Raw genomic sequence first — 25,332 nt, 5'->3', positions numbered from 1 at the left:
TCAGGCGGCCTGCGCTTCCTCGATCGCCTCGCTTGCCTCCAGCCAGCGGGCTTCGGCTTCCGCCAAGGCCGCGAGGGTGTCGGCGTGGAGCTTCATCAGGGTGGTCATCGAATGCGCCGCGTCGGCCGGCGCGGCGGAGGCGGGGTCGAACATGGCGCGCTCCAGTTCGGTCTTGCGGGCCTCCAGCTTCGCCATCTCCTTTTCGGCGGTGTGGGCGGCCTTGCGGAGGGTCTGGCTGCGCTCGCGGGCTTCGGCGGCGGCGCGGCGTTCGTCCTTGCGATTGCCCTTGGGAGCGTCCTTTGACGCGCCGTTGTCGCCGCCCTTGAGGATCAGGTCGGTATAGTCGTCGAGGCTGCCGGCGAATTCTGTGGCGGTGCCGTTATCGACGAGGACGAGGCGGTCGGCGGTCAGCTCCAGCATGTGGCGGTCGTGGCTGACCACGACGACCGCGCCCGTATAGTCGTTGAGCGCCTGGACCAGCGCCTCGCGGGCGTCGACGTCGAGGTGGTTGGTCGGCTCGTCGAGGATTAGCATGTGGGGCGCGTCGCGGGTGATGAGGGCGAGCGCGAGGCGGGCACGCTCGCCGCCCGACATCTTCCTGACCTGCATGGTCGCCTTGTCGCCGGAGAAGCCGAAACGGCCGAGCTGGGCGCGGACGGCCGAGGGCATCGCCCTGGGCATCAGGCGGCTCATATGTTCGAGCGGGCTGTCGTCGGCGTCCAGCTCCTCGACCTGATACTGGGTGAAATAGCCGACCTTCATCTTGCCCGACGCGGTCATGCCGCCCTCCATTGCGGGGAGCTGGGCGGCGAGCAGGCGGGCCAGCGTGGTCTTGCCGTTGCCGTTGCGGCCGAGCAGGGCGATGCGGTCGTCGGGGTCGAGGCGGAGGTTCAGGCGCTGAAGGACGGGCTGGCCGGGCGCGTAGCCGACCGCGGCCATGTCGAGCGTGACGAGGGGTGGCTTGAGTTCGGCCGGGCTCGGGAAGTCGAAGGTGAGGCTGGGATCACTGGCGGCCTCTGCGATCGGCTGCATGCGCTGCAGGGCCTTGACCCGGCTCTGCGCCTGCTTGGCCTTGGACGCCTTGGCGCGCCAGCGGTCGACGAACGCCTGCAGCTTCTCGCGCTCGGCGAGCTGCTTGGCGCGCATCGCGCTCTGCTGGGCCTGACGCTCGGCGCGCTGGCGCTCGAAGGAATCGTAGCCGCCGGCGTAGAGCGTGGTCTTGCCGCCCTCCAGATGGAGGATGTGGTCGACGACGTTGTTCAGGAGGTCGCGCTCGTGGCTGACGATCAGCATGGTGGCGCGATAGCTCTTGAGGAAATTCTCCAGCCAGAGGGTGGCTTCGAGATCGAGATGGTTGGAGGGCTCGTCGAGGAGGAGCAGGTCCGGCGCGGAGAAGAGCAAGGCGGCGAGCGCGACGCGCATCCGCCAGCCGCCCGAGAAGCTGTCGAGCGGGTGCTGCTGCGCCGCCTCGTCGAAGCCGAGGCCGACGAGGATGCGCGCGGCGCGGGCCGGAGCGGCATGGGCGGCGATGGCGTTGAGGCGCTCGTGGATCTCGCCAAGCCGGTGCGGATCGTCGGTCGTGTCGGATTCGCGGAGGAGGGCGGCGCGCTCGACGTCGGCGGCGAGCACCGTCTCGAACGGCGTCGCCTCGCCGGCCGGGGCCTCCTGCGCGATATAGCCCATGCGGGCGGCGCGGGGGATGTCGGCAGCGCCCTCGTCGGCCTCCATCAGGCCGGCGATCACCTTCATCAGGGTCGACTTGCCGGCGCCGTTGCGGCCGATCAGCCCGACGCGCGCACCGGGCGGCAGCGCGGCGGTGGCGCGGTCGAGGATGGTCCGCCCGCCGAGGCGGACCGTGATGGCGTTCAGGGACAGCATGGCCGGCGCTCTACAGGGAGAATCCGTCCCTGTCAGGAGGGATCAGGTTCGCGATCGCCCGAGGACTGTACTATTTGCATAATACGCCTGCTTCGCCTATCGAGACGCAGCGTTCCACCCGGCGATTCCCTGATGCCCGACATCGTCCCGATTCCCGATTTCGTCGCCTACGGCCTGTTCGGCGCCGCCTTGCTGGCGCTGATCGAGCGGCTCGTGCCGGTGGTGCCCTCCTACGGCCTGTTCATCCTGCTCGGCAGCTCGATGGTGGCGGCGCCGACCGATCTGGTGCCGCTGATCGCCGCCGCCACGCTCGGCTCCACCCTTGGAGCCATAGGCTGGTACGGGATCGGCTTCGCCCTGGGCGAGGTGCGGACCCATGAGCTCGTCAAGCGGTTCGGCCGCTATGTCTGGCTGCGGGAGGAGGTCTATCTGTCGCTCGCCGAGCGCTACAGCCGCAATGCCTTCATCGCGACCTTCATCGGCCAGACGATCCCGGTCGTGCGCGTCTATCTCTCCCTGCCGGCCGGCATCCTGTCCTTGCCCCTGGCGACCTTCACGCCGGCGGTGCTGACGGGCAGCCTGCTCTGGGTCGGCGGCTTCACCACCCTGGGCTACGGCCTGCACGTGCTCGGCTGGAACCCGGTCGTCGCGACAATCGGCAGCGTTCTGGCGCTGCTGGTCGTCGAGGGCGGCCTGGTGTGGCTGCTGCGGCGGGGCCGGGAGGCGACCGCCGCAGCCGTGGAATAGCCTCAGCGCCGCGCCGTCGCCTCGCGGATCAGCCGCTGCGCCTCGGCGATCGCGGCGGCGGTCTGCATCTGCCCGTCCTCGATCCGGTCGCCCATTTCGAGCAGCCGGCCGCTGATCACCGTGCCGGTCTCGGCCTCCTCGCGGATCGGGATGCCGCCCTGGTCGCGCTGGACGCGGTCCCATTCGCCACGCACCGCCGCCCAATAGTCGCGCGTCGCGGCCCAGTAGCGGTCGGCGGGCGCGGGATCGTCGGCGACCGGGCGGTAGGTGTTGAGCACGATCTCCTGCACGAACGGCACCACCGCGCCGTCGACCGTCCCCATCTTGGTGTTGTCCTGCCAGTGGATCCAGCCGCCGTCCGGGGTCGGCGAGTGGCGGTTGATGGCGAGATAGCGGTCGTAGAGGGGCGAACGGATCGCGTCACGCCGGGCGAGCGGGCGCCAGCTCCAGTCGCTTTGCCAGCGCGGCGCCCCTCCCGTCATCGTCCAGTGGCCGACCCCGCCGTAGCGGGGCGAATCGTCGACCTGCCAGACGGTCTGAGACCAGGCGCCACGGCGGGCGGCCGCCGGGACCGGCGCGACCGTCCAGCGGTTCGGGCCGGCATAGACGAGCACGCTCTCGGGCTCGTAGGTCCAGTCCTGCCGCCAGTGCTTGATGACGTGGGTCTGGCCTTCATGGGCGATCACCAGCATGTGCTGCAGGCTGATGAAGCGGCCGGTGTCGGCGATCACCCGCACGACCTCGTGGCCGCCCGAGGTCTTCGCTTCCAGCGGCGTGTAGCCTTCGCGCCACGGCGTTGTCTCGCGCATGTCGAAGCGGACGCGGTAATTGCCCGCCATGGCGAGGATCGCCCGCCGCGCCGCCTCGAAATCCGCCTGCTGGACGACGGGGGGATTGGGCGCCTGTGCGAGCGCAGGAACCTGGGGCGGAGCCAGTGCGGCGAGGAGGATGAAAATGTTCCTGCGCTTCATGTGTAGAATTCCTATCTGAAATTCCGTTCGGGCTGAGCCTGTCGAAGCCCTGTTCTTCTCTTCTTTCCAAAGAAAGGACAGCCCTTCGACAAGCTCAGGGCGAACGGTGTTGTGGGTGTCAGGATGCGGGCTGCTGCGCGGCGAGGGCCGGGCGCAGCGCCTCGATCTGTCGGCGCACCCATTGCTCGACCTCACCGCTCGGGATCAGCCCGCGCCGGTCGGCCTCGTAGGTGAGACCTTCGAGCACCCGGCCATAGGGGCCGAAGCCCTGCACCCGGTAGGGGATGACGATCACGCGATCGCCCGACGCGCTCGCCTCCTGGACGAAGGCGCGGATGCGCGCCTGCGACACCTCACGCTTTTCCGGCCAGTCTTCGCGCAGCGTGTCCACCCGAACCTCGCGGAACGGCGCGAAGCCGCGCACCGCTTCGGCGCGGCGGCCGATCTCGGCGATCCAGCGCTCGTTCTCCGCGTCGTCGCCGGGGCCGTGCGCGAGGACGAGCACGCTCTCGCGCGCCGGCTCGCGGCTCAGCGCCCGGACGCGCTCGACCAGCACCGCGCCCATTTCGGGCGCATTCGCTAGGCCTTCGTCGCTGAGCGCAAAGCGGGCGTTCGATGTGATCCGCCACAGTGCCATGCTGTGGCCGCCATGATCGCCGCCATGCCCGGCATGGGCGGCGTCGGCGGGTCGCGGCGGCGCGCCGGGCCTGAGGCCCAGGATCTGCTCGGTGCGCTCGCGGAAGCTGTCGCCGCTGATGAACAGGCGGACCACCGCGATGCGGCTGACCCCGCGCGCCTCCAGCCGGCCGATGGCCTCCTGCAGCGTGGCCGGATCGGCCATGCCGAAGGCGAGCTCCAGCGGATGGTCGCGGCCGACCGGCTCCAGCATCGCCGCCACCTCGCGGTTCCAGGCCGGGCCGCCGCCATGGGCCATCACCAGCACGCCGAAGCCATCCCCGGCCTGCGTCTGCGCCGTCGCCGGCGACACCAGCGCCGCGAAGGCCAGAAGCGCGGCGAACAAGGTCTGGGCCAGTCTGGTCATCGTCTCTCTCCCCTAGAAGCGCGCAGTCAGCGACACGCGCACGTTGCGTCCCGGCCGGGTATAGGCATCGGCCACCGCGGTTGCGGCGGCGAGGCCGGCGACGTCGCTCCAATAGGCGTAGCGCTCGTCGGTGATGTTGAAGAGGCCGGCGCGCAGCGTGAAATTGTCGTTGATCCGCCAGAAGGCGGTCGCGTCGAGCACCGTCGAGGCGTCCGGGCGATAACAAGTGCCGGTACACACCCCCGTCGTCCGCTCGAGTGGCTTGCGCGCGATCGCGGTCAGATGGAGCTGCGCGCCGAAGCGCCCGCCCGGATCGCGATAGCCGGCGCCGAGGACGAGCTTGATCGGATCGATGCTGGCGAGCGGCCGCGTGACGTTGCCCGGCTCGACGATGTCGCCGGTCGCCCAGGCGAAGGAGAAATCGGCGTTGAAGCCGTTCGGGAAGTCGAGCCCACCGCGCGCCTCGACCCCTTCGATCTCGACCCGGTCGAGATTGACGAACTGGAAGAGGATCGGATTGGCGATCGTCCCGGCGCCGCCGATCTGCTCCTGGCTGATGAAATCGTCGTAGCGGCCGATGAAGCCGGTGATCGAGGCGGAGGCGATCGGCCCCCGATAGCGGATGCCGGCCTCCCAGGTCTCGCTGGTCTCGGGCCTCAAATCCGGGTTCGGGATCGTGCGGTAGGAGAAGAAGGGCGAAGTCAGATTCTCGAAGAACTGGTTCACCTGGGTCGGCGAGGGCGCCTTGAAGCCCATCGCGTAATTTCCGTAGAGGCTGAGGTTCGGCGCGAACCGCCAGACCGCGCCGATCCGCGGCGTGACGCGCGAGCCGTTCTGGTCCGCGCCCTGGAAGCTCGGCAGCAGCGGATCGTCGCTGGCATCGAGGTCGTAATAGTCGAAGCGCAGGGCCGGATGGAGGGTGAAGGCACCGCCGGCGAAGCCGATCTCGTCGCCGATGAACACGCCCGCCAGCGTGAAATCGGTGACCGGGAAGGCGCGGGTCGGGAAGGTCTCGCCGGCCGGCGGCACGGTGCCGTCGCGCAGCCCCTCCTGGCGGGTGACGGAAAGGTCGCCGCCGAAGACGAGCGTGTGCTGGATCGCCCCCGTGGATAAGGTCGAGCGGGCCTCGGCACTGCCGCCGACGATGCGGTTGTCGAACGTGTTGATGCGGGTCCGATCGACCGCGGGCTGGCGGTCCTCGAAGGTGAACTGGCGGTTGTCGCTGTCCTGCCAGTAGAGCGCGAGCTGGGCGAAATCGATCACGCCGTCGCCGGTGTAGCGCCAGTCGAAGCTGACCCGCTTGCGCTCGCTCGTGTCGCGCCCGTAGAGGTCGACGACGGTCGCGCTGCGTCCGCTCAGCACGTCGGTGAAGACGAAGCTGTCGCCATATTCGGCGGTGACGCGGAAGCGGTGGTTGTCGTTGGGCGCGAACACGATTTTGCCGAGCACCGCGTTGGAGCGGGTGTTCTGCGGATTGGGCGTGGTGCGGGTCGAGTTCTCCGCATCATTCTCGCCCTGGTTTTCGAGCTCGTGCCCGTCGCGGCGCGTGTAGGAGACGAGGCCCGACCAGGCCCCGGAGCGGGCGGCGACCAAAGCGGTTTCGGAAAATTCGTCGCTGTCGCTGGTATAGCCGGCGCGGACCATGCCGGTGACGTCGCGGCCGTCGCCGAGCAGGTCGGACGGATCGGAGGTCTGGAAGCTCACCGCGCCGGCGAGGCCGTCCGAGCCGTAGAGCGCCGAGGCGGGTCCACGCAGGATCTCGACCGAGCGGACGATGCCGAGATCGACATAGTCGCCGCGCCCGGTGAGCTGCGCGCCGAAGCCGAAGCTGTCCGGAATGCGGATGCCGTCGACCTGGATGAGGACGCGGTTCCCCCCGATGCCGCGGATCGTGAAGCCCGAATTGCCGTCGCGGCCGGTCGACCCCAGCGCTGCCCCGAACCGCGCCGGCGAACGCGGCACGCTGACCCCCGGCTCGAACCGGACGAGGTCGTTGGCGTCGGTCGCGAGCTGGTCGGCGATCTGTTCCTCGTCGATCACCGTCACGGTCGCCGGCACCCGATCGACCGGCGTCGGCGTCCGCGTCGCCGTGACGGTGATCGCCTGCTCGGCCGCATCCGCCGAGGCAAGCTCCACCTGCGCCCAGGCGGCGTGAGGCAGCATCGCCATGGCGGTGCCGAGCATGAGAGTGGCGCGTGTCATCGATGTCCCCGCTTCGTCTGATAATGAGAATGATTCTCATTCGCTAATAGCGCAGAGATCGTTTCGGTCAACACTGTTCGCGCGCTGGGCTGGAGATCGGCGGCGGGGCCGACTACATCGCCGACCATGTCCGCACCCGTGCTCGCTTATGAAAATCTCGGCCTGATCCAGGGCTCCGGCTGGCTGTTCCGGAATCTCGACCTCTTCGTGGGCGCGCGGGACCGGCTGGCACTGATCGGCCGCAACGGGGCAGGGAAGACCACCCTCCTCAAATGCCTCGCCGGCTTGATCGAGACGGACGAGGGGCGCCGCACCATCCAGCCGGGCACGAAGGTCGTGCTGCTGGAGCAGGATCCGGACCTGTCGGCCTTCGCGACCCTGCGCGATTTCGCCCTGTCGGGTCCGGATGCGCCGGCGGCGCACGAGGTCGAGGCCGCCGCGACCCAGATCGGGCTCGACCTCGACCGGCCGGCCTCGACGTCGTCGGGCGGCGAACGGCGCCGCGCCGCGATCGCGCGGGCGATCGCGATGGATCCGGACGTGCTGCTGCTCGACGAGCCGACCAACCATCTCGATCTCGCCGGGATCGAATGGCTGGAGGACTGGCTCTCCCGCTACACCGGCGCCTTCATCGCCATCAGCCATGACCGCACCTTCCTCACCCGACTGACCCGGTCGACCTTCTGGCTCGACCGCGGCCAGATCCGCCGCGCCGAAGTGGGTTATGGCGGGTTCGAGGCTTGGACCGAGAAGGTCTATGAGGAGGAGGCGCGCAACGCCGAGCGGCTCGACGCCAGGCTGAAGCTGGAGCTGCACTGGCTGCAGCGCGGCGTAACCGCGCGGCGGCGGCGCAACCAGGGGCGGCTGGAAAAGCTCAACCAGATGCGGGCGGCGAGGGCGGCGATGCTCGGGCCAGCGGGCACCGCAAAGCTCGGATTGGCGACCGACGACGTCCGCACCAAGATGGTGATCGAAGCGAAGGACGTCTCCAAACGCTTTGGCGACAGGACGATCATCAAGGACTTTTTCCTGCGCATCCAGCGCGGCGACCGGATCGGCGTGGTTGGCGCCAACGGGACGGGCAAGACCACCTTGCTGCGGCTGCTGACCGGCGAGCTGGCGCCGGACGAGGGGGCGATCGCCCAGGCGAAGACCCTGTCCGGCGTGGTGATCGACCAGCAGCGCCGGCTGCTCGACCCCGACAAGACCGTGCGCGACGTGCTCGCCGACGGCGGCGACTGGATCGAAGTGCGCGACGTCAAGAAGCACATCCAGGGCTATCTCAAGGAATTCCTGTTCGAGCCCGGGCTGGTCGACGCGAAGATCGGCTCCCTGTCGGGCGGCGAGCGTTCGCGGCTGCTGCTGGCGCGCGAATTCGCGCGGCGATCGAACCTGCTGGTGTTCGACGAGCCGACCAACGATCTCGACATGGAGACGCTCGACCTGCTGCAGGAAGTGATCGCCGATTATGACGGCACGGTGCTGATCGTCAGCCACGATCGCGATTTCCTCGACCGGACGGTGACGATCACCCTCGGCCTCGACGGATCGGGCAGGGTCGACATCGTCGCCGGCGGCTACGAGGATTGGCAGAGGAAGCGGACTCCGGCTCGCGCTCCTGCGAAAGCAGGAGCCCAGGCGGCCAAGCAGTCTGGACTCCCGCTTTCGCGGGAGAACAATGCATCAAAGCGGCCGAAGCTCTCCTACAAGGACCAGCGCGACCTCGATCTCCTCCCGACGCGGATCGAGGAGCTCGAAGCGCAGATCGCGCGGGACGAGGCGGCGCTCGCCGATCCCGACCTGTTCATGGCCGACAATGCCCGCTTCCGCGCCCTCACCGAGGCGGTCGAGCAGACGCGCGCCGCGCGCGATGCCGCCGAGCTGCGCTGGCTGGAGCTGGCCGAGCGGGCCGAGGCGCTGGCCGGCTGACGCTTGACGCGGCCCCGCGCGCGGGCGCAGCAAGCGGGGTCGCTGGGGAGTTAACGGATATGAAGCGTTCGATCTCGCGCGTGGCGCTCGCCGCGCTGGCCTTCACCTTTTCCGCCGGTGCGCTGGCGCAGGGCGCATCGACGCCCGCCCCGGCAATCGCGCCGCTCAATTATCAGACGCGGACGCTCGCCAACGGCCTGCGCGTCTATTCCATCCGCGACGCCAACAGCGCCAATGTGTCGGTGCAGGTCTGGTACGACGTCGGTTCCAAGGACGACCCGCGCGGCCGCTCCGGCTTCGCGCATCTGTTCGAGCACATCATGTTCAAGGCGACGCGCAACATGGTGCCCGAGCAGTTCGATCGCCTGACCGAGGATGTCGGCGGCTTCAACAACGCGTCGACCAACGACGACTACACCAATTATTACGAGGTCGTCCCGGCCAACCATCTCCAGCGGCTGCTCTGGGCGGAAGCGGAGCGGATGGGCTCGCTCGTGGTGGAGGAGGGCTTCTTCAACTCCGAGCGCGACGTGGTGAAGGAGGAGTTCAGGAGCCGGGTGCTCGCGGCGCCCTACGGCCGGCTCTTCTACCTCTATCTGCCGCAGATCTCCTACGACGTGCATCCTTATGCCCGCCCCGGCATCGGCAGCATCGAAGACCTCGATGCAGCGACCATCGACGACGTGCGCGCCTTCCACGCCACCTACTACCGGCCCGACAATGCGGTGCTCGTCGTCGCCGGCAATTTCGACCAGGCCGAGCTCGATCGCTGGGTCGACCAGTATTTCGCGCCGCTCACCCGCCCGGCGACGGCGATCCCGCGGGTGACGGTCGAGGAACCCGCGCGGCGGCAGGCGCGAAATTATACGGTCTACGAGCCCAACACGCCGCTGCCCGCAGTGCTGATCTCCTACCCGGCGCCGCCGGCGCGCAGCGATGATGCGGCGGCGATGGAGGTGCTCGACGGCGTCCTCTCGACCGGTGAGAGCTCGCGGCTTCACCAGAGCCTGGTCTACAGCGACCGTATCGCCGCGCAGGCGAGCTCGTTCCTCGAGACCAGGCAGGGGCGGGGTAATCTCGGCGTCTATGCGATCCTCTCGGCCGGCCAGACGGCGGAGGCCGGCGAGACGGGGCTGCGTCGCGAGATCGCGCGGTTCCGCGACGGCCTGGTCACCCCGGCCGAGCTGGAGGAGGCGAAGAACGAGCTGCTGACCAGCGCACTGGGCGAGCGCGAGACGGTCGACGGGCAGGCCTCGGCGCTCGCCCAGGCGGTGATCGTCGACGGCGATCCGCGCGCGGCCGATGAGCGGCTGGCGCGCATCGCCGCGGTGACTCCGGCCGACATTCAGAGGGTCGCGCTCACCTGGCTGCGCGAGGATGCCAGCGCCGGGGTCCGCTACCTGCCCGACACGGCGCAGGAAGGCGCGGGCGAGGATACGATCGCGACCGCGGATACGGTGCAGACCGCCGCGCTGACCGCGCCGGCCGACATCCCGATCATCCAGCCAGCAAGCGAGGCCGAGCGCGTCGCGCCGCCGGCGCCGGGACCCGAGATCGTGCCGACGGTGCCGCGCCCGAACACGCAGCGGCTCGCCAACGGCCTCACCGTCATCACGGTCGAGAACCACATGCTGCCGCTGGTCACCGCCAGCCTGGTCACGCGGGGCGGATCGGCCGCCGACACCGCGGGACGGGCCGGCACCGCGGGCCTCACCGCCGCAGTGATGACCGAGGGCACCGCGACCCGATCCGCGACCGAGATCGATCGCGCGGTCGAGGCGCTCGGCACGTCGCTCGACAGCGGCGCCGGCTGGGACGGGTCGCAGCTCGGCCTCACCGTCCAGACCGGCGAGATCGACGCGGCGCTCGGCATCGTCGCCGACGTCGCCCGGCACGCCTCGCTGCCGGACGAGGAGATCGAGCGGCAGCGCACGACCGCGATCGACGGCGTCACCGTCTCGATGAGCGATCCCGGCGAGGTCGCGCAGATGGCGGCGATGCGGGCGCTCTACGGCGCCGGGGCCTACGGGCATCCGTCGGGCGGCACGGTCGCCTCGCTGCGCGCGATCACCCGCGCCGACATCGAGGGCGCCTACCGGTCGGCCTGGGCGCCGGCCAATGCAACCCTGATCCTCAGTGGCGACATCGATCCGGCACAGGCGCGCGCACTGGCCGAACGGCATTTCGGCAACTGGAACGCTCAAGCCTCCGCGGCTACGGCAGCAGCGTCGAACGCCAGCGCCCCGGCGCGCGGTAATGTGGTGGTGGTCGACATGCCGGGCTCCGGCCAGGCGGCGGTCGCAGTGGCGCGCGAGGGCCTGTCGCGGCGCGATCCGCGCTTCTATCGGGCGCTGGTCGCCAACGCGATCCTGGGCGGCGGCTATTCGGCGCGGCTCAACCAGGAGATCCGCATCCGCCGCGGCCTCTCCTACGGCTCGGGCAGCAGCATCGACGCGCGGCGCGAGGCCGGACCGTTCCTCGCAGTGACGCAGACCCGCAACGCCGCCGCCGATCAAGTGCTGGCGCTGACCTTGAGCGAGATGCAGCGGCTCGGCAGCGAGGCTCCCACGGCAGCCGATCTCGCCGCGCGGCGCGCCTCGCTGACCGGCGGGTTCGGGCGCAGCATCGAGACCACGTCCGGCGTGGCCGGGCTGATCGCCGGCTATGTCCTGCGCGGCATCGGGCCGGAAACGCTCGACACCTATCTGCCGTCGGTGCTCGCAGTGACGCCGGCCGACGTGCAGTCTGTCGCGGCGGAGCTGCTGCCGGGTGACGGGTCGACGATCGTCATCGTCGGCGAGGCTTCGCAGTTCGCCGACCGGCTGCGTCAGCGCTACCCGAACCTGATCGTGATCCCGCTCAGCGCGCTCAACCTCGACACGCCGACCTTGCGCTAGAGTCTTTCCGAGTTCAAAGAATCGTCATTGCGAGCGTAACGAAGCAACCCAGTGCGGCCGTCGAGTCAGTCTGGATTGTTTCGTCGCTTACGCTCCTCGCAATGACGATCCTGGTCCAATGTAGAATGGACAACCCTAGCTGCGCCGGGCCTGTTCCAGGCGGCGCCGGATCTCGGCGTCGCTCGGGGCGCCGCGCGCTGCCTGCTCGAGCAGGACGAGGCCCTGGGCGCGGTCGGTGCCGCTCTTGAACAGGATCCAGCCATAGGTGTCGGCGGTCGCGGGATTGTCGCGGTCGAGCGACCAGGCGCGGCGGGCGAGCGGGATGGCGCGGTCATAGTCGCCCTCCTCGGAATAGGCCCAGGCGAGATTGTTGAGGATGGTGGCGTCGTTGCTGCCGAGGCGGCGCTGCAGGCTCTCGTAGACACGGATCGCGTGCGGCCAGTCCTCCGCCTGCATCGCGCGGGCGGCGTAGAGGACGAGCGCGGGGACGTTGCGCGGATTCTGCTGGAGGAACAGCCGGAGGACGCCGTCCGCCGCCTCGATCTGGCCGGAGCGCTGCAGCGCCTCGATCAGCCGCAGCGCCACCGGCTCGGAGAAGGCGATGTTGGCGGCGCGGCGATATTGCTCGGCGGCGCCCCGGAAATCGCCGCGCATACCGAGCGCATCGCCGGCCAGCATATGGACTTCCGGCGCGCCCGGATTGGCGGCCTGCAGTTGTCGGGCCCGTGCCAGCGCCTCGCCGCCAAGCCCGCGGGCGAGCAAGGCGGAGACGAAACGGACCTGGAGCAGCACCTCCCCCGGCCGCTCGGACGCGGCGGTGCGCAGATCGGCGAAGGCGCGGTCGTCGACCTGCTCGATCGCGGCCAGCACCGGCGGCCGCGGCTGGGCGGCGCGGGCGAGATAGAAGGAGGCATGTCCCGCATCGCCCTGGGCGGCGAGGGCGCGACCCATCAAAGTCAGGCTGTAGCTGTCGGCGTCCGGCCGGTTGGCGATCGGGATCAGCGTCTCGACCGCGGCCGCGGCATTGCCCATCCGCGACTGGGTCGCGGCGAGCAGGCGGCGCGCCTTGCGGTTGCCGGGCTGGAGCTGCACCAGCCGGCCGAGGCGCTCGGCGGCCTCCGGCAGGTTGCCCGATCCGAAATCGATCGCGCCGGCGAGCAGCATCGCGGCTGGCATGTCGGCGAAGGCGCCGCGCGTGCGATCGAGCAGGCTGCGCGCCAGCGTGTAGTTGCGGGCGCGGGCGGCGAGCATGGCCTGAAGGTAGTAGGCCATCGGATGGCCGCCGGTCAGCCGGTGGACGGTGCGCACGTCCGCCAGCATCTCGCGCATCCGGCCCATGTCGCCATAGGTGATCGCGCGCTCGAGCAGCGCGTTGACATGATTGCCGTCGACCTCGAGCACGCGGCTGAACCAGGGCAAGGCGGCGGCGAGGCCATATTGGGTGCGGGTGAGTTCGCCGCGCAGCAGCAGGGCATCGGTGTTGCGCGGATTGGCCGCCACCGCCCGGTCGGCGGCCTGGATCGCGCCGCCGATCTCGTTTCCACCGCGGCGGAAGCGCGCGATGTCGGTCCAGAGCGCGCTGTCGTTCGGGGACAGCCTGAGCGCCTCGTCGAACGCCTGGGCGGCAGTTGCAATGTCGCCTAGCGCCATCGCGGCGCGGCCGCGGATGCGCGCGGCATAGGCGGCGTGGGTGGGGGGCACGTCGGCCAGTTCGGCGAGCGCGCCCTGCGCATCGCCCTGCAGCAGCCGGGCATGGGCGAGGAGGTGATGCGTCTGGGCGGGCGCGACCCCGGACTGGCGAGCGCGCTCGATCTCGGCCTGGGCGGCGGCGCCGTCGCCGAGCGCCAGCAGGACCCGCGCCTGCATCACCCGAGCGGGGCGGTTGTCGGGATCGGCCTGCAGCGCGTTCATGAACTCGACCCGCGCGGTGCGCACGTCGCCCGCCTCGAACGCGGCGACGCCGCGCTGGTACGCCGCTCCGGGTCCGCCCGAGCAGGCAGCGATCAGGGCCACGGCAATGAGCGGCGCCCAAATCCTCACGGCTGGAGCCCGTATTGCTTCAAAAGGTCGTAGAGGGTGGGCCGGCTGATGCCGAGCAGCTTGGCCGCGCCGGAGATGTTGTTTTCGGTCTGCGCGAGCGCCTTGCGGATCGCGCGCCGGTCCGCCTCCTCGCGCACCGACTTGAGGTTGACCGGCAGCGCCGTCTCGTCGGGCGCGGCCAGGTCGAGATCCTCGGCCGAGATGAACCGGCCTTCGGCCATGATCACCGCGCGCTTCATCCGGTTCTCCAGCTCGCGGATGTTGCCGGGCCAGGGCCAGGTCTCGATCGCGGCGAGCGCCCCCGGCGCGAACCCCTTGACCTGCGGGTTCATCTCGCGGGCGAAGCGGGCGAGGAAATGCTTGGCGAGCAGCGCCGGATCGCCGTGCCGTTCGGCCAGCGCCGGGATGCGCACCACGATCTCGGCGAGGCGGTAGTAGAGATCCTCGCGGAACGTGCCGGCCGCGATCATCGCCTCCAGGTCCTGGTGGGTCGCGCAGACGATGCGGGTATCGACCGGGATCGGCTTGCGGCTGCCGATCCGCTCGATCACCCGCTCCTGCAGGAAGCGCAGCAGCTTGACCTGGAGCGCCAATGGCACGTCGCCGATCTCGTCGAGGAACAGGGTGCCGCCATGGGCGAGCTCGATCTTGCCCTCGGTCGTCTTGATCGCGCCGGTGAAGGCGCCCTTCTCGTAGCCGAACAATTCGGCCTCGAGCAGGTTCTCGGGGATCGCCGCGCAGTTGATCGCGACGAAGCCGCCGCTCCGCCGCGCGCTCGCCTGATGCAGGCCGCGGGCGAGCAGCTCCTTGCCGGTGCCCGAGGCGCCAAGCAGCATGACCGAGACGTTGGTGTTGGCGACGCGCTCGATCGTGCGGGCGACCTTGGCCATCTCCGGCGCCGCCGTCACCATCGTGCCGAGCACGGTGCGCTCGTCGCCGACCTGGTTTTCCAGCCGCCGGTTCTCGACCTCGATGCCGTGGAGCTGGAAGGCGCGGCGGACGATGAGGCCGAGCTGGTCGATATCGACCGGCTTCTGGTAGAAATCATAGGCGCCGGACGCGATGGCGCGCAGCGCGCTCTCCCGCGCGCCATGGCCGGAGGCGACGATCACCTTGGTCTCGGGCTTCAGCGACAGGATCGTCTCCAGCGCCGCGAAGCCTTCCGAGACGCCGTCCGGATCGGGGGGCAGGCCGAGGTCGAGCGTGACTACGGCGGGCTCGGCGGCGCGGACCATGTCGATCGCGGCGCCCCGGTCCGAGGCGACGAGCACCTCGTAATCGTCATAGGCCCAGCGCAGCTGGCGCTGGAGCCCTTCATCGTCCTCGACGATCAGCAGCTTGGGTTTCACATGCATGTTCATGCGCGCATCCGTTCGCGGGTCAGGCGGTCATGGAAGGGGTTCGGCTGGCGCTGGACGCCGGCCAGGAAGATGGTGAAGCAGGTGCCTTCGCCTTCGGCGCTTTCCACCTCCAGCCGGCCGCCCATGCCATGGATCAGGGCGCGCGCCTCATAGGCGCCGATGCCGAACCCCGAATCCTTGGTGGAGACGAACGGCTGGAACAGGCGGGTGCGGACGAACTCGCCCGACATCCCGCGCCCCCGATCGACGACCTCGATCGCGACGTCGCCGCCGCTTTCATAGGCGCGCAGCTCGACCGGCCGATCGGGCGCGCTGGCGTCGATCGCATTCTGGAGAAGGTGGGCGAGCGCCTGTTCGAGGCCGTCCGGATTGGCAGTCGCCGCCAGGCCGTCGTCGCAGGCGAAACCGACCGGGTGGCGGCGCCCCTTCGCGCCGGCAAGCCGGCCGAGGATCGGCTCGATCGGCACGGCGCGCGGCGCCTCGAGCTCGCGCGCGGCGCCCGGCGACAGGCGGACGAGCAGGTCGTTCATCTTCTTCACCGAGCTTTGCAGGGTGGCGACCATGTCGGCGCGGAATTCAGGATTGTCGGCGTGACGCTCCGCATTGCGCGCGACGAGGCTGAGCTGGCTCACCAGATTCTTGATGTCGTGAAGGATGAAGGCGAAGCGCCGGTTAAACTCCTCGAAGCGGCTCGCGTCGGCCAGCGCCTGCTGCCCCCGCGCCTCGGCGATGTAGCTCGCCGCCTGGACGCCCGCGGTGCGGAACAGGTCGAAATCCTCCCAGTCCAGCGGCCGGCGCTGGGCCGGATGCTCCAGCAGGACGAGCCCGACCAGCCGCCTCGAGTGAATCAGCGGAATGCCTGCCCAGGCATTTTCCAGCTCACTCAGCCAGCCGGGAACCGGGAAGGCCTCGCCGCTCGCGCTCAACCTGCCGCCGCCGATCGCCGCGAAGTCGAGCACATGGGTTCCGGCCTCGATGAAGCGCAGCAGCCGTTCCGCGCCGAGGCCCGTCGACGGCAGCTTCGCGTCCGAATTCCAGCGGGCACAGAGGGTCAGGCGATACTGGTCGTCGACGGTGAGCAGCAGGCCGGCCGGGGAATCGCCGATGTCGGCAAGCGCCTTCACGACGCGCTGCTCGAGCGGCGCGCCGTCGGCGCCCTCCCGATCGAGCGTCGCGACGAAGCGCAGCCATTCGCGGCGATAATCGTAGCGATGCTCGAAGACATGCTTGGCGAGGAACACCTTGAGCCAGGCCCGCGCCCGGCCCGACGGCAGCAGGGCCAGCACGGCGAGGGTGGTGACGAAGAGGACGCCGAACTGGGCGACGAGGCCGAGATTGCCGCCGACGGCCTCCGCGGTCCGCGCCGCCGAGACCATCACCAGCAGATAGGCGAGGATCGCGATGACCGAGACCGACTGGAAGGTTGCCGCGCGCGAGAGCTGGAACTGCCAGGCGGCGTGGCGCCGCAGGCCGAGCGCGAACAGGGGTGCGAGCAGCGCCAGCACGAGGCCGCGCGTCGCGAACAGGTCGGCGGCGAGGCCGTGGGTGAAATAGGCCAATGTGTAGAGATGGAGATCGTAGGCCCACATCGCCGCCAGCGCGAGCATCGGGAAACGCAGGGCGCTGCGCGAGCCGGGCGCGGCCTGCCCGTAGAGATTGTGCACCAGGATCAGCGATCCGGCGGCGACGAGCAGGCCAAGCAGCCGGCCGGTCGAGACGAGCGCGTCCAGCGTGCCCGGGAGGCTTCCGGCGAAGGCCATGAGGCCGCCCGCTATCGTCTGGCAGCCGATCGCGGCGGCCAGCGCCGCATAGACCGCCTTGACCCCGCGCTGGCTGCCGTCGTCGTCGGCCTCGCGCATCAGTCCGTACATGAAAGCGAGGAAGGCAAGGTTGCGCCCGCCTTCCGCAACCTGAGCGAACACCGTCTCGCCGCCCGCGATCGCGATGACGGCGGACCAGACGGCAACCACGGCGAAGGCCATGGCGAGCGGCCGGTTATGCGGGGCGCCATTCCAGTGCTGAAGCTGCGCCAGCGCCAGCGCGCCAAACAGGGCGGCGGCCAGCACATGGCTCCACAGGGACAGCAGCTGCAACATCAGCGCGCGCCCTCCGGCCAAATGATCACCCGGAAGGTCTGGAGCAGGATGAGGATGTCCAGGAAGGGCGTGTAGTTCTTGGCATAGTAGAGATCGTATTCGAGCTTCTCGCGCGCGTCCTCGATGCTGGCGCCATAGGGATAATTGATCTGCGCCCAGCCGGTGATGCCCGGCTTCACGACGTGGCGCTCGGCATAATAAGGCAGGCGCGCCTCCAGATCGGCGACGAACTGGGGGCGCTCGGGACGCGGGCCGACGAAGCTCATCTCGCCCTTGAGCACGCTCCATGCCTGCGGCAGCTCGTCGATCCGGACCTTGCGGATGAAGCGGCCGATCCGGGTGACGCGCGGATCGTCCTTCTGTGCCCAGACCGCCTTGCCGCCGACCTCGGCATCGGTGCGCATCGAGCGCAGCTTGATGACCTCGAACGTCTCGCCGTAGAGGCCGACGCGGCGCTGGCGATAGAAGGCGGGGCCGCGGCTCTCCAGCTTCACCGCGATCGCGGTCAGGAGGATCACCGGCCAGGTGACGAGCAGGAGCAGCAGGCTCGCCGCGACGTCGAACAGCCGCTTGCCCCAGCTCGACAGCCGTCGCCCGGCGGAGAAGCCATCCGAGAAGATCAGCCATGAGGGATTGAGGCTGTCGAGGTCGACACGCCCGGTCTCGCGTTCGAGGAAGCTGGAGAAGTCGTGGACCTCGACGCCCGTGGTCTTGATCCTGAGCAGGTCGTTCAAGGGCAAGGCGTTGCGCCGTTCCTCGAGCGCCAGCACCACCTCGCTGGCGCCGAGTCTCAGCAGGTGAACGGGCAGGCTGGCGATGTCGGCGCGGTTCACCGCCCTGGTCACCTGCGTCGGTCCGTCGTTCATGCCGACGAAGCCGACCACCGCGAAACCGGCGCCCGGGCGCTTCGCCAGCGCCTCGATGCGGCCGGCGCGCCCGCCGGCCCCGAGCACGAGCAGACGCCGCTTGAAGCGCTCGCCGCCGAGCACGTCCCGCAGGAGGGTGCGGACGATCGCCAGGCCGGCCAGGCCGAACCACATCGCGTAGAGCAGGCTGGAGCGCCAGAAGCTGACCGGCGGCACGACGAAGAAGACGAGGCTGAGAAGCAGGAAGCCGAGCATCGCCGCGACGACGAGCCGGGCGATGGCGAAGCGCGCCGACTGCAATGCCTCGACGCCATAGACGCCGACGGCGACCATCGCGCCCTGCAGCGTCAGCGCGAAAGCGAGCATGTTGGGCAGCCGCTCGCCGCCCGGATCGAAGGTGCCGGAAATCTGCCAGACCCTGAGCGCCCAGCCGGCCTCGGCGGCGAGCAGCAGCAGGGCGAAGTCGATCGCCCCCAGCAGCAGCACCGCATAGGGGATATAATGCTTGAACAGCCGGATCATGGCGTCGCCGCCCCGGCCGTCGCGTCAGGTGTAAGCCCGTCCGACACCTGGCGCAGTGTCGGAGAAATTGACAAAGAAAGGATGAAGGCGCCGTTTTTGGGCTTCAGCGCACCCGGCGCCAGGTCTGGGAGCGGCAGAGGAAGGCGATGCAGCCGGTGACGCGCAGCGTGCCATCGGCGCCGACGGCGAGATAGGCGCGATAGCTGCGGCCCGATTTGGGATCGTAGGCGGTGCCCTGAAGGTCGCCCGCGCCGTTGCGCGAAAAGCCGCTCAGCACGGCGAGACCCGCCAACGGGCGGTTGCGCTGCGCGCGATCGGGATTGTTGGCATCATTGGGTGGCGCAGCCGGATTCAGCACCCGCACGATCCGCCCGCACACCCTGTTGCCGCAGTCGCCGATCCGGACGATCGCCGACCCGTCCTCCGTCCGCCAGTCCCCGGCCATGCCGGGCGGTGCAGCGAAAAGGGCGAGCGCGAGCAACAACATGCGTGGGATCATCGCATGGCTGCGCCGCCCTTGCCAGCGATTGGACGAGCGATTGATCGGCGATTGGACAGGCGCGCCACGATTGGGCATGACCGCCTCGTCTTCCCGCCAGCCAAGAGGGGTGCGCATGTCCGGCTCGACCAGGTCTCGGCTGATCGCGGCGTTGCTGCCGGCCTTTCTCCTCGCCGCCCCGGCCGACGGACAGTGGACGAATCGCTATCCCAAGGTCGCGGGCGTCCGGCATCATGTCTATCTGGAGGGCTACAACCTGCCGACGCTGGCGGCGGGGCCGACCGATCCGGCGCCGTCGCCCGACGGCCGCACGATCGCGCTGGCGGCACGCGGCTGGCTCTGGCTGATGGACGCCGAGACGCGCGAGGCGCGCCGGCTGACGCGCGGTGCCGGCGTGGATTCGCGGCCCGCCTGGTCGCCCGACGGCCGGCAGATCGCCTTCGTGCGCGACGACAGCCGCGACACCTCGATCATGCTGATCGATGCCGGATCAGGGCGCGAGCGGGTGCTGGTCGACAGCCCCGGCCTCGATCTCGACCCGGCCTTCGCACCGGACGGCCGCAGCCTGTTCTACAGTTCGGCGGAAGCCGGCGGCCTCGACATCTGGCGGATCGATCTGGCGAGCGGCGAACGGACCCGCCTCACTACCGCCGAGCAACCCGAGCTCCAGCCCCAGCCGCTCGCCAATGGCGCGGAGCTGCTGATCGTCGACAAGCGAGGGTCGGCCGAGGGCCTCGTGCTCCTCAACCTCGGCGACGGATCGCGACGGGCGCTGCGCCAGGACGGTATCGCGCCGCACCTGCGCACCTCCGCGGCCGTCCGAAGCTATGCCGCCACCGTGCCGGACGGCGAAGGCTGGCAGCTGCTGCTCGCCGACGCCGACGGTGGATCGACGATCCGTCTCGCGCCGTCGGCACGTTATCCACTCACCCCGAGCTGGAGCCGCGACGGGACTTTCGTCTATTTCGTCGAGGCCGGACAGGACGAGCGCTTCCGGCTCTATCGCGTCCCGGCCGTCGGCGGCGCGCCGGAGGACGTCTCGCCGCTGTCGTGGCAATGGGGCGCGGCGACGGCGCACCTGTCGATCCGCACGCGTCGTGGGGACAGCGGCGCCCATGTCGCGGCCCGCCTGTCGGTGACCGGCGCGGGCGGCCATCCGCTCGTTCCGACCGACGGCATGGCGCGCTTCGACGGCCAGAACGGGATGGTCTATTTCTACAGCCCCGGGATCGTCACGCTGGAGGTGCCGGCGGGCCCGGTGCGCGTTGCGGCGAGCCACGGTTTCGACGGTGCCGCCACCGTCTCGCGCACGTTGCGGGCGGGCGAGACCGCGACCGTCGACCTCGACATTCCGTTCACCGGCTTCGACGGGGCGCGCCGCGGCTGGTATTCGGCCGACCTCCACACCCATCTCAACTACGGCGGCCCCTATCAGCTGACCCCGGAGGATCTCGTCCTCGACATGCGGGGCGAGGGGCTCGACGTCGCGACGCCGCAACTCGCCAATCTCCACACCCAGCTGATGGACCAGCATTGGTGGGGCTGGCGGCGCACCGAGCCGCCGCTCATCGCCTTCGCGCAGGAAGTGCGTTCCCATTTCCTCGGTCATGTCGCGGTGATCGGCGCCGACGCGCTCTATGCGCCCTGGTTCTCCGGGCCCGGCTATCCGGTCTACGGCGCGCTGGACCGGCCCAATGCCGACGCGCTCGGCTTCGCCCGCGCCCATGGCGGGGTGAACGCCTATGTCCATCCGGTCAACGAGCGCGATCCCTTCCCGGCCGGGGGCCCGCCGACTGGCTTGCCGCTCGAGCTCGTCCCCGATGCCCTGCTCGGCGACGTCGACCTGATCGACATCGTCTGCCTGTGGAGCGACGAACTGGGATCGAGCGCCGCCTGGTACCGGCTGCTCAATCTCGGCCTGCCGGTCATGCCGTCGGCCGGCAGCGACGCCATGCACAATTTCCACCGCACGATGGCGGTCGGATCGACCCGGATCTACGCCAGGCCCGAAGGGCCGCTCAGCCTGGCGAGCTTCCTGGACGCCGTCCGCCGCGGCCGCAGCTTCGTCTCGACCGGGCCGCAGCTCGATTTCCACGTGGCCGGCAGCGGGCCCGGCGGCGTGGTCGCGGCCGGCCCCGCCAGCGTCGAGTGGCAGCTCGATGCCTGGTCGCCGACGCCGGTCGAGGAGGTCGAGATCCTGGTCAATGGCGAGGTCGTATGGCGCGGCGAGGGCCTCGGCGACGCCGGACATCGCCGCTATTTAGGCCGGATCGACGTCCCGCCGGGCGGCTGGGTGGCGGCGCGCGTCCATGGCGGCGCCACGCGGTGGCCGGTGCAGGACAGCTATCCCTTCGCCCATACCGCGCCGATCTGGTTCGGCGCGGTCGGCAGCAGCGACCCCGCCGCCGCGCGCCGGGCGGCCGCCGATCTGCTGCGCTGGATGGCCGTCGCCGAGGCCCGGCTCGACACGGGCTATCGCGACGCGGAGATTCCGCGCATCCGCGCCCGTTTCGCCGAGGCCCGTCGCCTGCTCGAGGCGCGCGGCGGGCAGTAAGGGCGCGACGTCAGGGCGACGGCGCCGCGCCCGCTGCGGCGACCGGCGTGAACAGCAGGTCGTGATAGTCGAAGCTGAAATCGGCGAGCGGCGAGATGGCGCGCATCGTGATGCGATCGACCTTGCCCTCCGCGTCGAGCTGGAAGGTGACGTAGGCCGGCTCCATGTTCCGGTCGTTGAAGCGGGTGCGGAACGTCTCGTACTGCCAGTGCTCCAGCGTGGCGGTGAGGCCCGGCGTGTGCGGGAAGGCGACGGTGAGGGCGCCGTTCTCCTCGCGGATGTTGATCGTCCCGTACCAGGGATCGCTATAGTCGCCGGCATAGCGGGCGAGCGGCAGCGAGGGACCGATGTCGGCGGGCTGCGCCTGCGGCGCCTGCAGGCTGGCGACCGCCGCCTGGCGGCGCTGGGTGACGAAGTCGTGGAGCTTCTCCGGCCAGCTGTCCCGCGGCAGGCCGAGATAATGGTCGATGAGCTCGTACATGAAGCCGCGGACCATCTCGCCTTCCTCGCTGTTGACCGCGATGTAGAAGCCGACATGGCGCTCGGGGATCAGCACGACCGCGGCGAGCGAGCCGAACACGGCGCCGCCATGCCAGATGATCCGGGCGCCGCGATAGTCGCGCACGTCCCAGCCGAGCGCATAGGTGTCGAACATCGGCTGGGTCGCGCGCAAATTCTCCGGCACTTCGCCGATCGGCTGGATCACCACCGGCTGCCACATCTCCCGCGCCTGCGCCTCGCTGAACAGGCGACCGCCGTCCGGCAGCGCGCCGCGGGCAAGCTGGGCATTGAGCCAGTGGACCATGTCGTTGGCGCTGATCGCCAAGCCTCCGGCGGGCGCGGCATTGGCCGCAATGTCGGTTTCCGGGCCGAGCATCTCCTGGTCGCCGGTGCCGCGGATCGGCCCGTTGAGCCGGGCATGGGGCCGGGCATAGTTGCGGCTGGCGAGGCGACCTGCGTCGTCGACGGTCGAATTGGTCATGCCGAGCGGGCGGAAGATGTTGCGGCGGACGAACGCCTCCCAGGTCTGGCCGGTGACCTCCTCGATCAGTTGGCCGGCGACCATGTAGAGGACGTTGTCATACGCATAGCCGCTGCGGAAGCTCGTCGCCGGGCGGATGTGGCGCAGACGCCGCACCGTCTCGGCGCGGGAGAGATCGCTCCTTGGCACGAACAGCAGGTCGCCGGCGCCGAGGCCGAGGCCGCTTCTGTGGACGAGGAGGTCGCGGATGGTCATCTCGCGCGTCACCCAGGGATCCCACATGCGGAAATCGGGCATGTGATCGATGACCTTGTCGTCCCAGCGGATCCGGCCTTGGTCGACGAGGAGGGCGAGCGCGGCGACGGTGAAGGCCTTGCCGGTCGATCCGGTGGCGAAGATCGTGTCGGCATCGACCCGCTGCGTCCGCCCGATCTGCCGGATGCCGAAGCCCTGGGTCATGGTGACGCGGCCGTTCTCGACGATCGCGATCGTCGCGCCGGGCACGCCGAGGCTCTCGCGCAGCCGCTCGACCCGCTCGGCGAAGCCCGCCGGCGGATCGGCCAGTGCCGGCGCGGGCAGGATCAGCAGCAGGCAAAGGGCAAGGCTCTTAAGTCGCAGCATGAGCGCCTCCGGGAGATGACTTGAGGATCCGCGCGACGCCGATTGTCGCGAGCGGCAGGACGAAGATCGCCAGGATGACGTAGCCGAAGACGCCATAGCCTTCGGCGATGAGTGCCACGAGGCCGAAGCGGGTGGCGAGGAAGATCGAGCCGATCAGGATCAGCCCTGCGACCACGAGCCGGGCAGTGGCGGAGAGCGCCGTCCCGCGCCGCGCCCGCCAGGTCTTGTCGATCCGCTCGTTGATGGCGTGGACGAGTCCGGTCCCGCTCTCCAGCAGGGCCGAGAAAATCATCAGCTGGAAGAGCAGCCGGAAGGCAGGCAGATCGAGCTGGGCGAGCAGGAAATCGGACGGCAGCGTCTCGGCACCGATCGCAGGGTAATAGGCGATCATGCAGACGAAGAAGAGCAGGGCGGGTAGCATTGCCAGCGGCCCGGCGATCAGCCCGGCGGCGATCGCGTCGCGGTTGCTGGTCATGTGCCGGACCACGGGCAGGATGACGACGGCGCCGACGACATTGTAGCCGGCATAGGTGAGGCCGCCCAGCGCCCAGCCGCTGCTTTGCGCGGGCAGCGAGAAATTGGCCGCGATCCGGTCGCCGAAGCTGAGCAGCGCGAGCACGAGGAAGGCGGCGTAGACGCCGTAGAGCAGCACCGAAACCCACTTGAACAGGCGCTCGACCGAGCTGTTGCCGAAGGCGGCGAAGGAGACGATGCCGGCCATCAGGACGAGCGTGCCGGCGATCTCCGGCCAGCCGAGCGCGGCCGCGCCGAGCGCGCCGGCCGCGGCGCCGAACACGGCGAGGACGAGGATGATGAACAGGAAATAGGCGACCTCGAACAGCACCCAGGCCGGCCCGAGCAGGTGCTGGAAGAAGGTGCGATAGTCCAGCGCCCCGGTCGCACGGGCGAACAGGAAGGTGGCGGCGCAGACCAGGCTCCACACGCAAGTGGCGAGCGCGATCGCGGCGATACCGCCCCAGGGGCCGCTCGGCAGGAAGAACTCGACCAGCTCGCGCCCCGTGGCATAGCCGCCGCCGATCACCACCGCCTTGAAGGCGAGGCCGGGCAGCAGGAAGCGCTGGAAGAAGCTCGATCTCGATCCCGTCGCGGCGGACATCAGGCGAGGCAGGCGTCGAGCAGGCGCGCGAACCGATCGCCGCCGCGCATCGGATCGGCGACCGGGAGCCCGAGCCGGCTGGCCTCGCGGTCCAGAAGCACTGCCGCCGCATCCGGATCGAGCGCCGAGGTGTTGATCGTCACGCCGCCGCAGCGGATCGCCGGATTGACGCGCTGCCCAAGCCGGATGGTGAGGTCGATCACCTCCCCCACCCCGGGCACTGGAAAGGGCTCGTGGCCGAGCAGCATGGCGCGCGACGTGTCATGGCAGACGACGATGACGTCCGGCTGGCTGCCGTGCAACAGCGCCAGCGACACGCCCGAATAGGCGGGATGGAGGATCGAGCCCTGGCCTTCGATCACATCCCAGTGGCCCGGGTCCGTATCGGGGCTCAGCAGCTCGGCGGCGCCGGCGGCGAAATCGGCGACCACCGCGTCCATCGGCATGCCGCTGCCGGCGATCATGATGCCGGTCTGGCCGGTCGCGCGGAACTCGGCCGTCAGCCCGCGTTCCGAGAAGCCGCGGGCGATCGCCAGCGCTGTATATTTCTTGCCGAGCGCGCAATCGGTGCCGACGGTGAGCAGCCGCATGCCGCTGCGCTTGAGGCCGGTCGCGATCGGAATGCCGGCGGGCGGGCGGCGGACGTCGATCAGGCGCCGGCCGAGCCGCTCGGCCCGCTCGCGCAGCAGCGGATGATCGCCGAGCCGGCTGTGCATGCCGCTGATGACGTCGAGCCCGACGTCCAGCGCCTCGAGCAGCGCCGGAATCCAGCTCGGGGCGAGCACCCCGCCGGTGTTGGCGATGCCGATGACGAGCGCCTTCGCCCCTTGCGCCGCCGCGTCCGTGGGCGACAGACGGGGCAGGTCCGCCGAGACGGTCGCGCCCGGCAGCGCATACTCGCCCACGCATTTGTCCGGTGCCCAGTCCCGCAGACCGAAGGCGGTCTTGGCATATCCCGCCTCGGTGACGTCGCCGAGGAACAGCAGGTAAGGCGTCGGCAGGTCGAGC

Annotated in this window: 16 protein-coding genes; 4 read left to right on the top strand and 12 right to left on the bottom strand. The window is 70.0% G+C overall.

What is annotated here, in order from left to right:
- Positions 1-1,878, bottom strand: a complete 1,878-nt coding sequence (locus RCO27_RS10285; RefSeq protein ID WP_309002588.1) for an ABC-F family ATP-binding cassette domain-containing protein — start codon at positions 1,876-1,878, stop codon at positions 1-3.
- A 132-nt stretch (positions 1,879-2,010) separates the two neighbouring features.
- Here RCO27_RS10285 and RCO27_RS10280 point away from each other — a divergent pair, with 132 nt between their 5' ends.
- Entirely contained in the window at positions 2,011-2,625 is a 615-nt protein-coding gene (locus RCO27_RS10280; RefSeq protein ID WP_309002587.1) for a DedA family protein, read from the top strand.
- A gap of 2 nt (positions 2,626-2,627) precedes the next feature.
- Here the strand turns inward: RCO27_RS10280 and RCO27_RS10275 are convergent, their stop codons facing one another.
- From RCO27_RS10275 to RCO27_RS10265, 3 genes are all read right to left on the bottom strand, one after another.
- Positions 2,628-3,596: a DUF6607 family protein gene (locus RCO27_RS10275; protein ID WP_309002586.1), complete on the bottom strand. Its 969-nt coding sequence runs from the start codon at positions 3,594-3,596 to the stop codon at positions 2,628-2,630.
- A gap of 118 nt (positions 3,597-3,714) precedes the next feature.
- Complete coding sequence (locus RCO27_RS10270) at positions 3,715-4,638, bottom strand: hypothetical protein (RefSeq protein ID WP_309002585.1); 924 nt, start codon at positions 4,636-4,638, stop codon at positions 3,715-3,717.
- 12 nt (positions 4,639-4,650) lie between these two features.
- The gene (locus tag RCO27_RS10265; protein ID WP_309002584.1) at positions 4,651-6,840 is read right to left on the bottom strand and encodes a TonB-dependent hemoglobin/transferrin/lactoferrin family receptor; all 2,190 of its coding nucleotides are present in this window, start codon (positions 6,838-6,840) and stop codon (positions 4,651-4,653) included.
- Positions 6,841-6,966: 126 nt separating this feature from the next.
- Here RCO27_RS10265 and RCO27_RS10260 point away from each other — a divergent pair, with 126 nt between their 5' ends.
- Together RCO27_RS10260 and RCO27_RS10255 are read left to right on the top strand one after the other, a co-directional pair.
- Positions 6,967-8,769, top strand: coding sequence for an ATP-binding cassette domain-containing protein (locus RCO27_RS10260; protein WP_309002583.1), 1,803 nt, complete (start codon positions 6,967-6,969; stop codon positions 8,767-8,769).
- Positions 8,770-8,828: 59 nt separating this feature from the next.
- Positions 8,829-11,666 carry a pitrilysin family protein gene (locus RCO27_RS10255; RefSeq protein WP_309002582.1) on the top strand — a complete coding sequence of 946 codons (2,838 nt, stop codon included), beginning with the start codon at positions 8,829-8,831 and terminating at the stop codon, positions 11,664-11,666.
- Positions 11,667-11,801: 135 nt separating this feature from the next.
- Here the strand turns inward: RCO27_RS10255 and RCO27_RS10250 are convergent, their stop codons facing one another.
- The 5 genes from RCO27_RS10250 to RCO27_RS10230 form a co-directional block, all read right to left on the bottom strand.
- Positions 11,802-13,706, bottom strand: a complete 1,905-nt coding sequence (locus RCO27_RS10250) for a tetratricopeptide repeat protein (RefSeq protein WP_309002581.1) — start codon at positions 13,704-13,706, stop codon at positions 11,802-11,804.
- A complete protein-coding gene (gene prsR, locus RCO27_RS10245) occupies positions 13,703-15,067 on the bottom strand; it encodes a PEP-CTERM-box response regulator transcription factor (RefSeq protein WP_309002580.1) in 1,365 nt (454 codons plus the stop codon). The genes RCO27_RS10250 and prsR overlap by 4 nt, the downstream gene beginning before the upstream one ends.
- Positions 15,064-17,163, bottom strand: a complete 2,100-nt coding sequence (gene prsK, locus RCO27_RS10240; RefSeq protein WP_309002579.1) for an XrtA/PEP-CTERM system histidine kinase PrsK — start codon at positions 17,161-17,163, stop codon at positions 15,064-15,066. Before prsK ends, prsR begins: the two co-directional genes overlap by 4 nt.
- Positions 17,163-18,551 carry a TIGR03013 family XrtA/PEP-CTERM system glycosyltransferase gene (locus tag RCO27_RS10235; RefSeq protein WP_309002578.1) on the bottom strand — a complete coding sequence of 463 codons (1,389 nt, stop codon included), beginning with the start codon at positions 18,549-18,551 and terminating at the stop codon, positions 17,163-17,165. The genes prsK and RCO27_RS10235 overlap by 1 nt, the downstream gene beginning before the upstream one ends.
- Positions 18,552-18,654: 103 nt before the next feature.
- Positions 18,655-19,167: a DUF2147 domain-containing protein gene (locus RCO27_RS10230; protein WP_309002577.1), complete on the bottom strand. Its 513-nt coding sequence runs from the start codon at positions 19,165-19,167 to the stop codon at positions 18,655-18,657.
- On the opposite strand from RCO27_RS10230, the gene RCO27_RS10225 reads away from it, so the two are divergent.
- On the top strand, positions 19,166-21,604 hold the full coding sequence (locus tag RCO27_RS10225) for a CehA/McbA family metallohydrolase (protein ID WP_309002576.1): 2,439 nt from the start codon (positions 19,166-19,168) through the stop codon (positions 21,602-21,604). The genes RCO27_RS10230 and RCO27_RS10225 overlap by 2 nt on opposite strands.
- A gap of 10 nt (positions 21,605-21,614) precedes the next feature.
- Here RCO27_RS10225 and RCO27_RS10220 read toward each other — a convergent pair whose 3' ends face one another.
- Genes RCO27_RS10220 through RCO27_RS10210 form a run of 3 tightly spaced genes read right to left on the bottom strand, consistent with a single transcriptional unit; the run spans position 21,615 to position 25,325 of the window.
- Complete coding sequence (locus tag RCO27_RS10220; RefSeq protein WP_309002575.1) at positions 21,615-23,207, bottom strand: serine hydrolase; 1,593 nt, start codon at positions 23,205-23,207, stop codon at positions 21,615-21,617.
- The gene (locus tag RCO27_RS10215) at positions 23,194-24,324 is read right to left on the bottom strand and encodes a hypothetical protein (RefSeq protein ID WP_309002574.1); all 1,131 of its coding nucleotides are present in this window, start codon (positions 24,322-24,324) and stop codon (positions 23,194-23,196) included. The genes RCO27_RS10220 and RCO27_RS10215 overlap by 14 nt, the downstream gene beginning before the upstream one ends.
- Positions 24,324-25,325 carry a DUF1611 domain-containing protein gene (locus RCO27_RS10210; RefSeq protein WP_309003196.1) on the bottom strand — a complete coding sequence of 334 codons (1,002 nt, stop codon included), beginning with the start codon at positions 25,323-25,325 and terminating at the stop codon, positions 24,324-24,326. The genes RCO27_RS10215 and RCO27_RS10210 overlap by 1 nt, the downstream gene beginning before the upstream one ends.
- Positions 25,326-25,332: the final 7 nt, after the last annotated feature.

The organism is Sphingosinicella sp. LHD-64, from assembly GCF_031157375.1.
GTDB lineage: Bacteria > Pseudomonadota > Alphaproteobacteria > Sphingomonadales > Sphingomonadaceae > Allosphingosinicella.
Note: the sequence above shows the minus strand (reverse complement) of the source record. Positions and strands in the feature narration are given on the sequence as shown.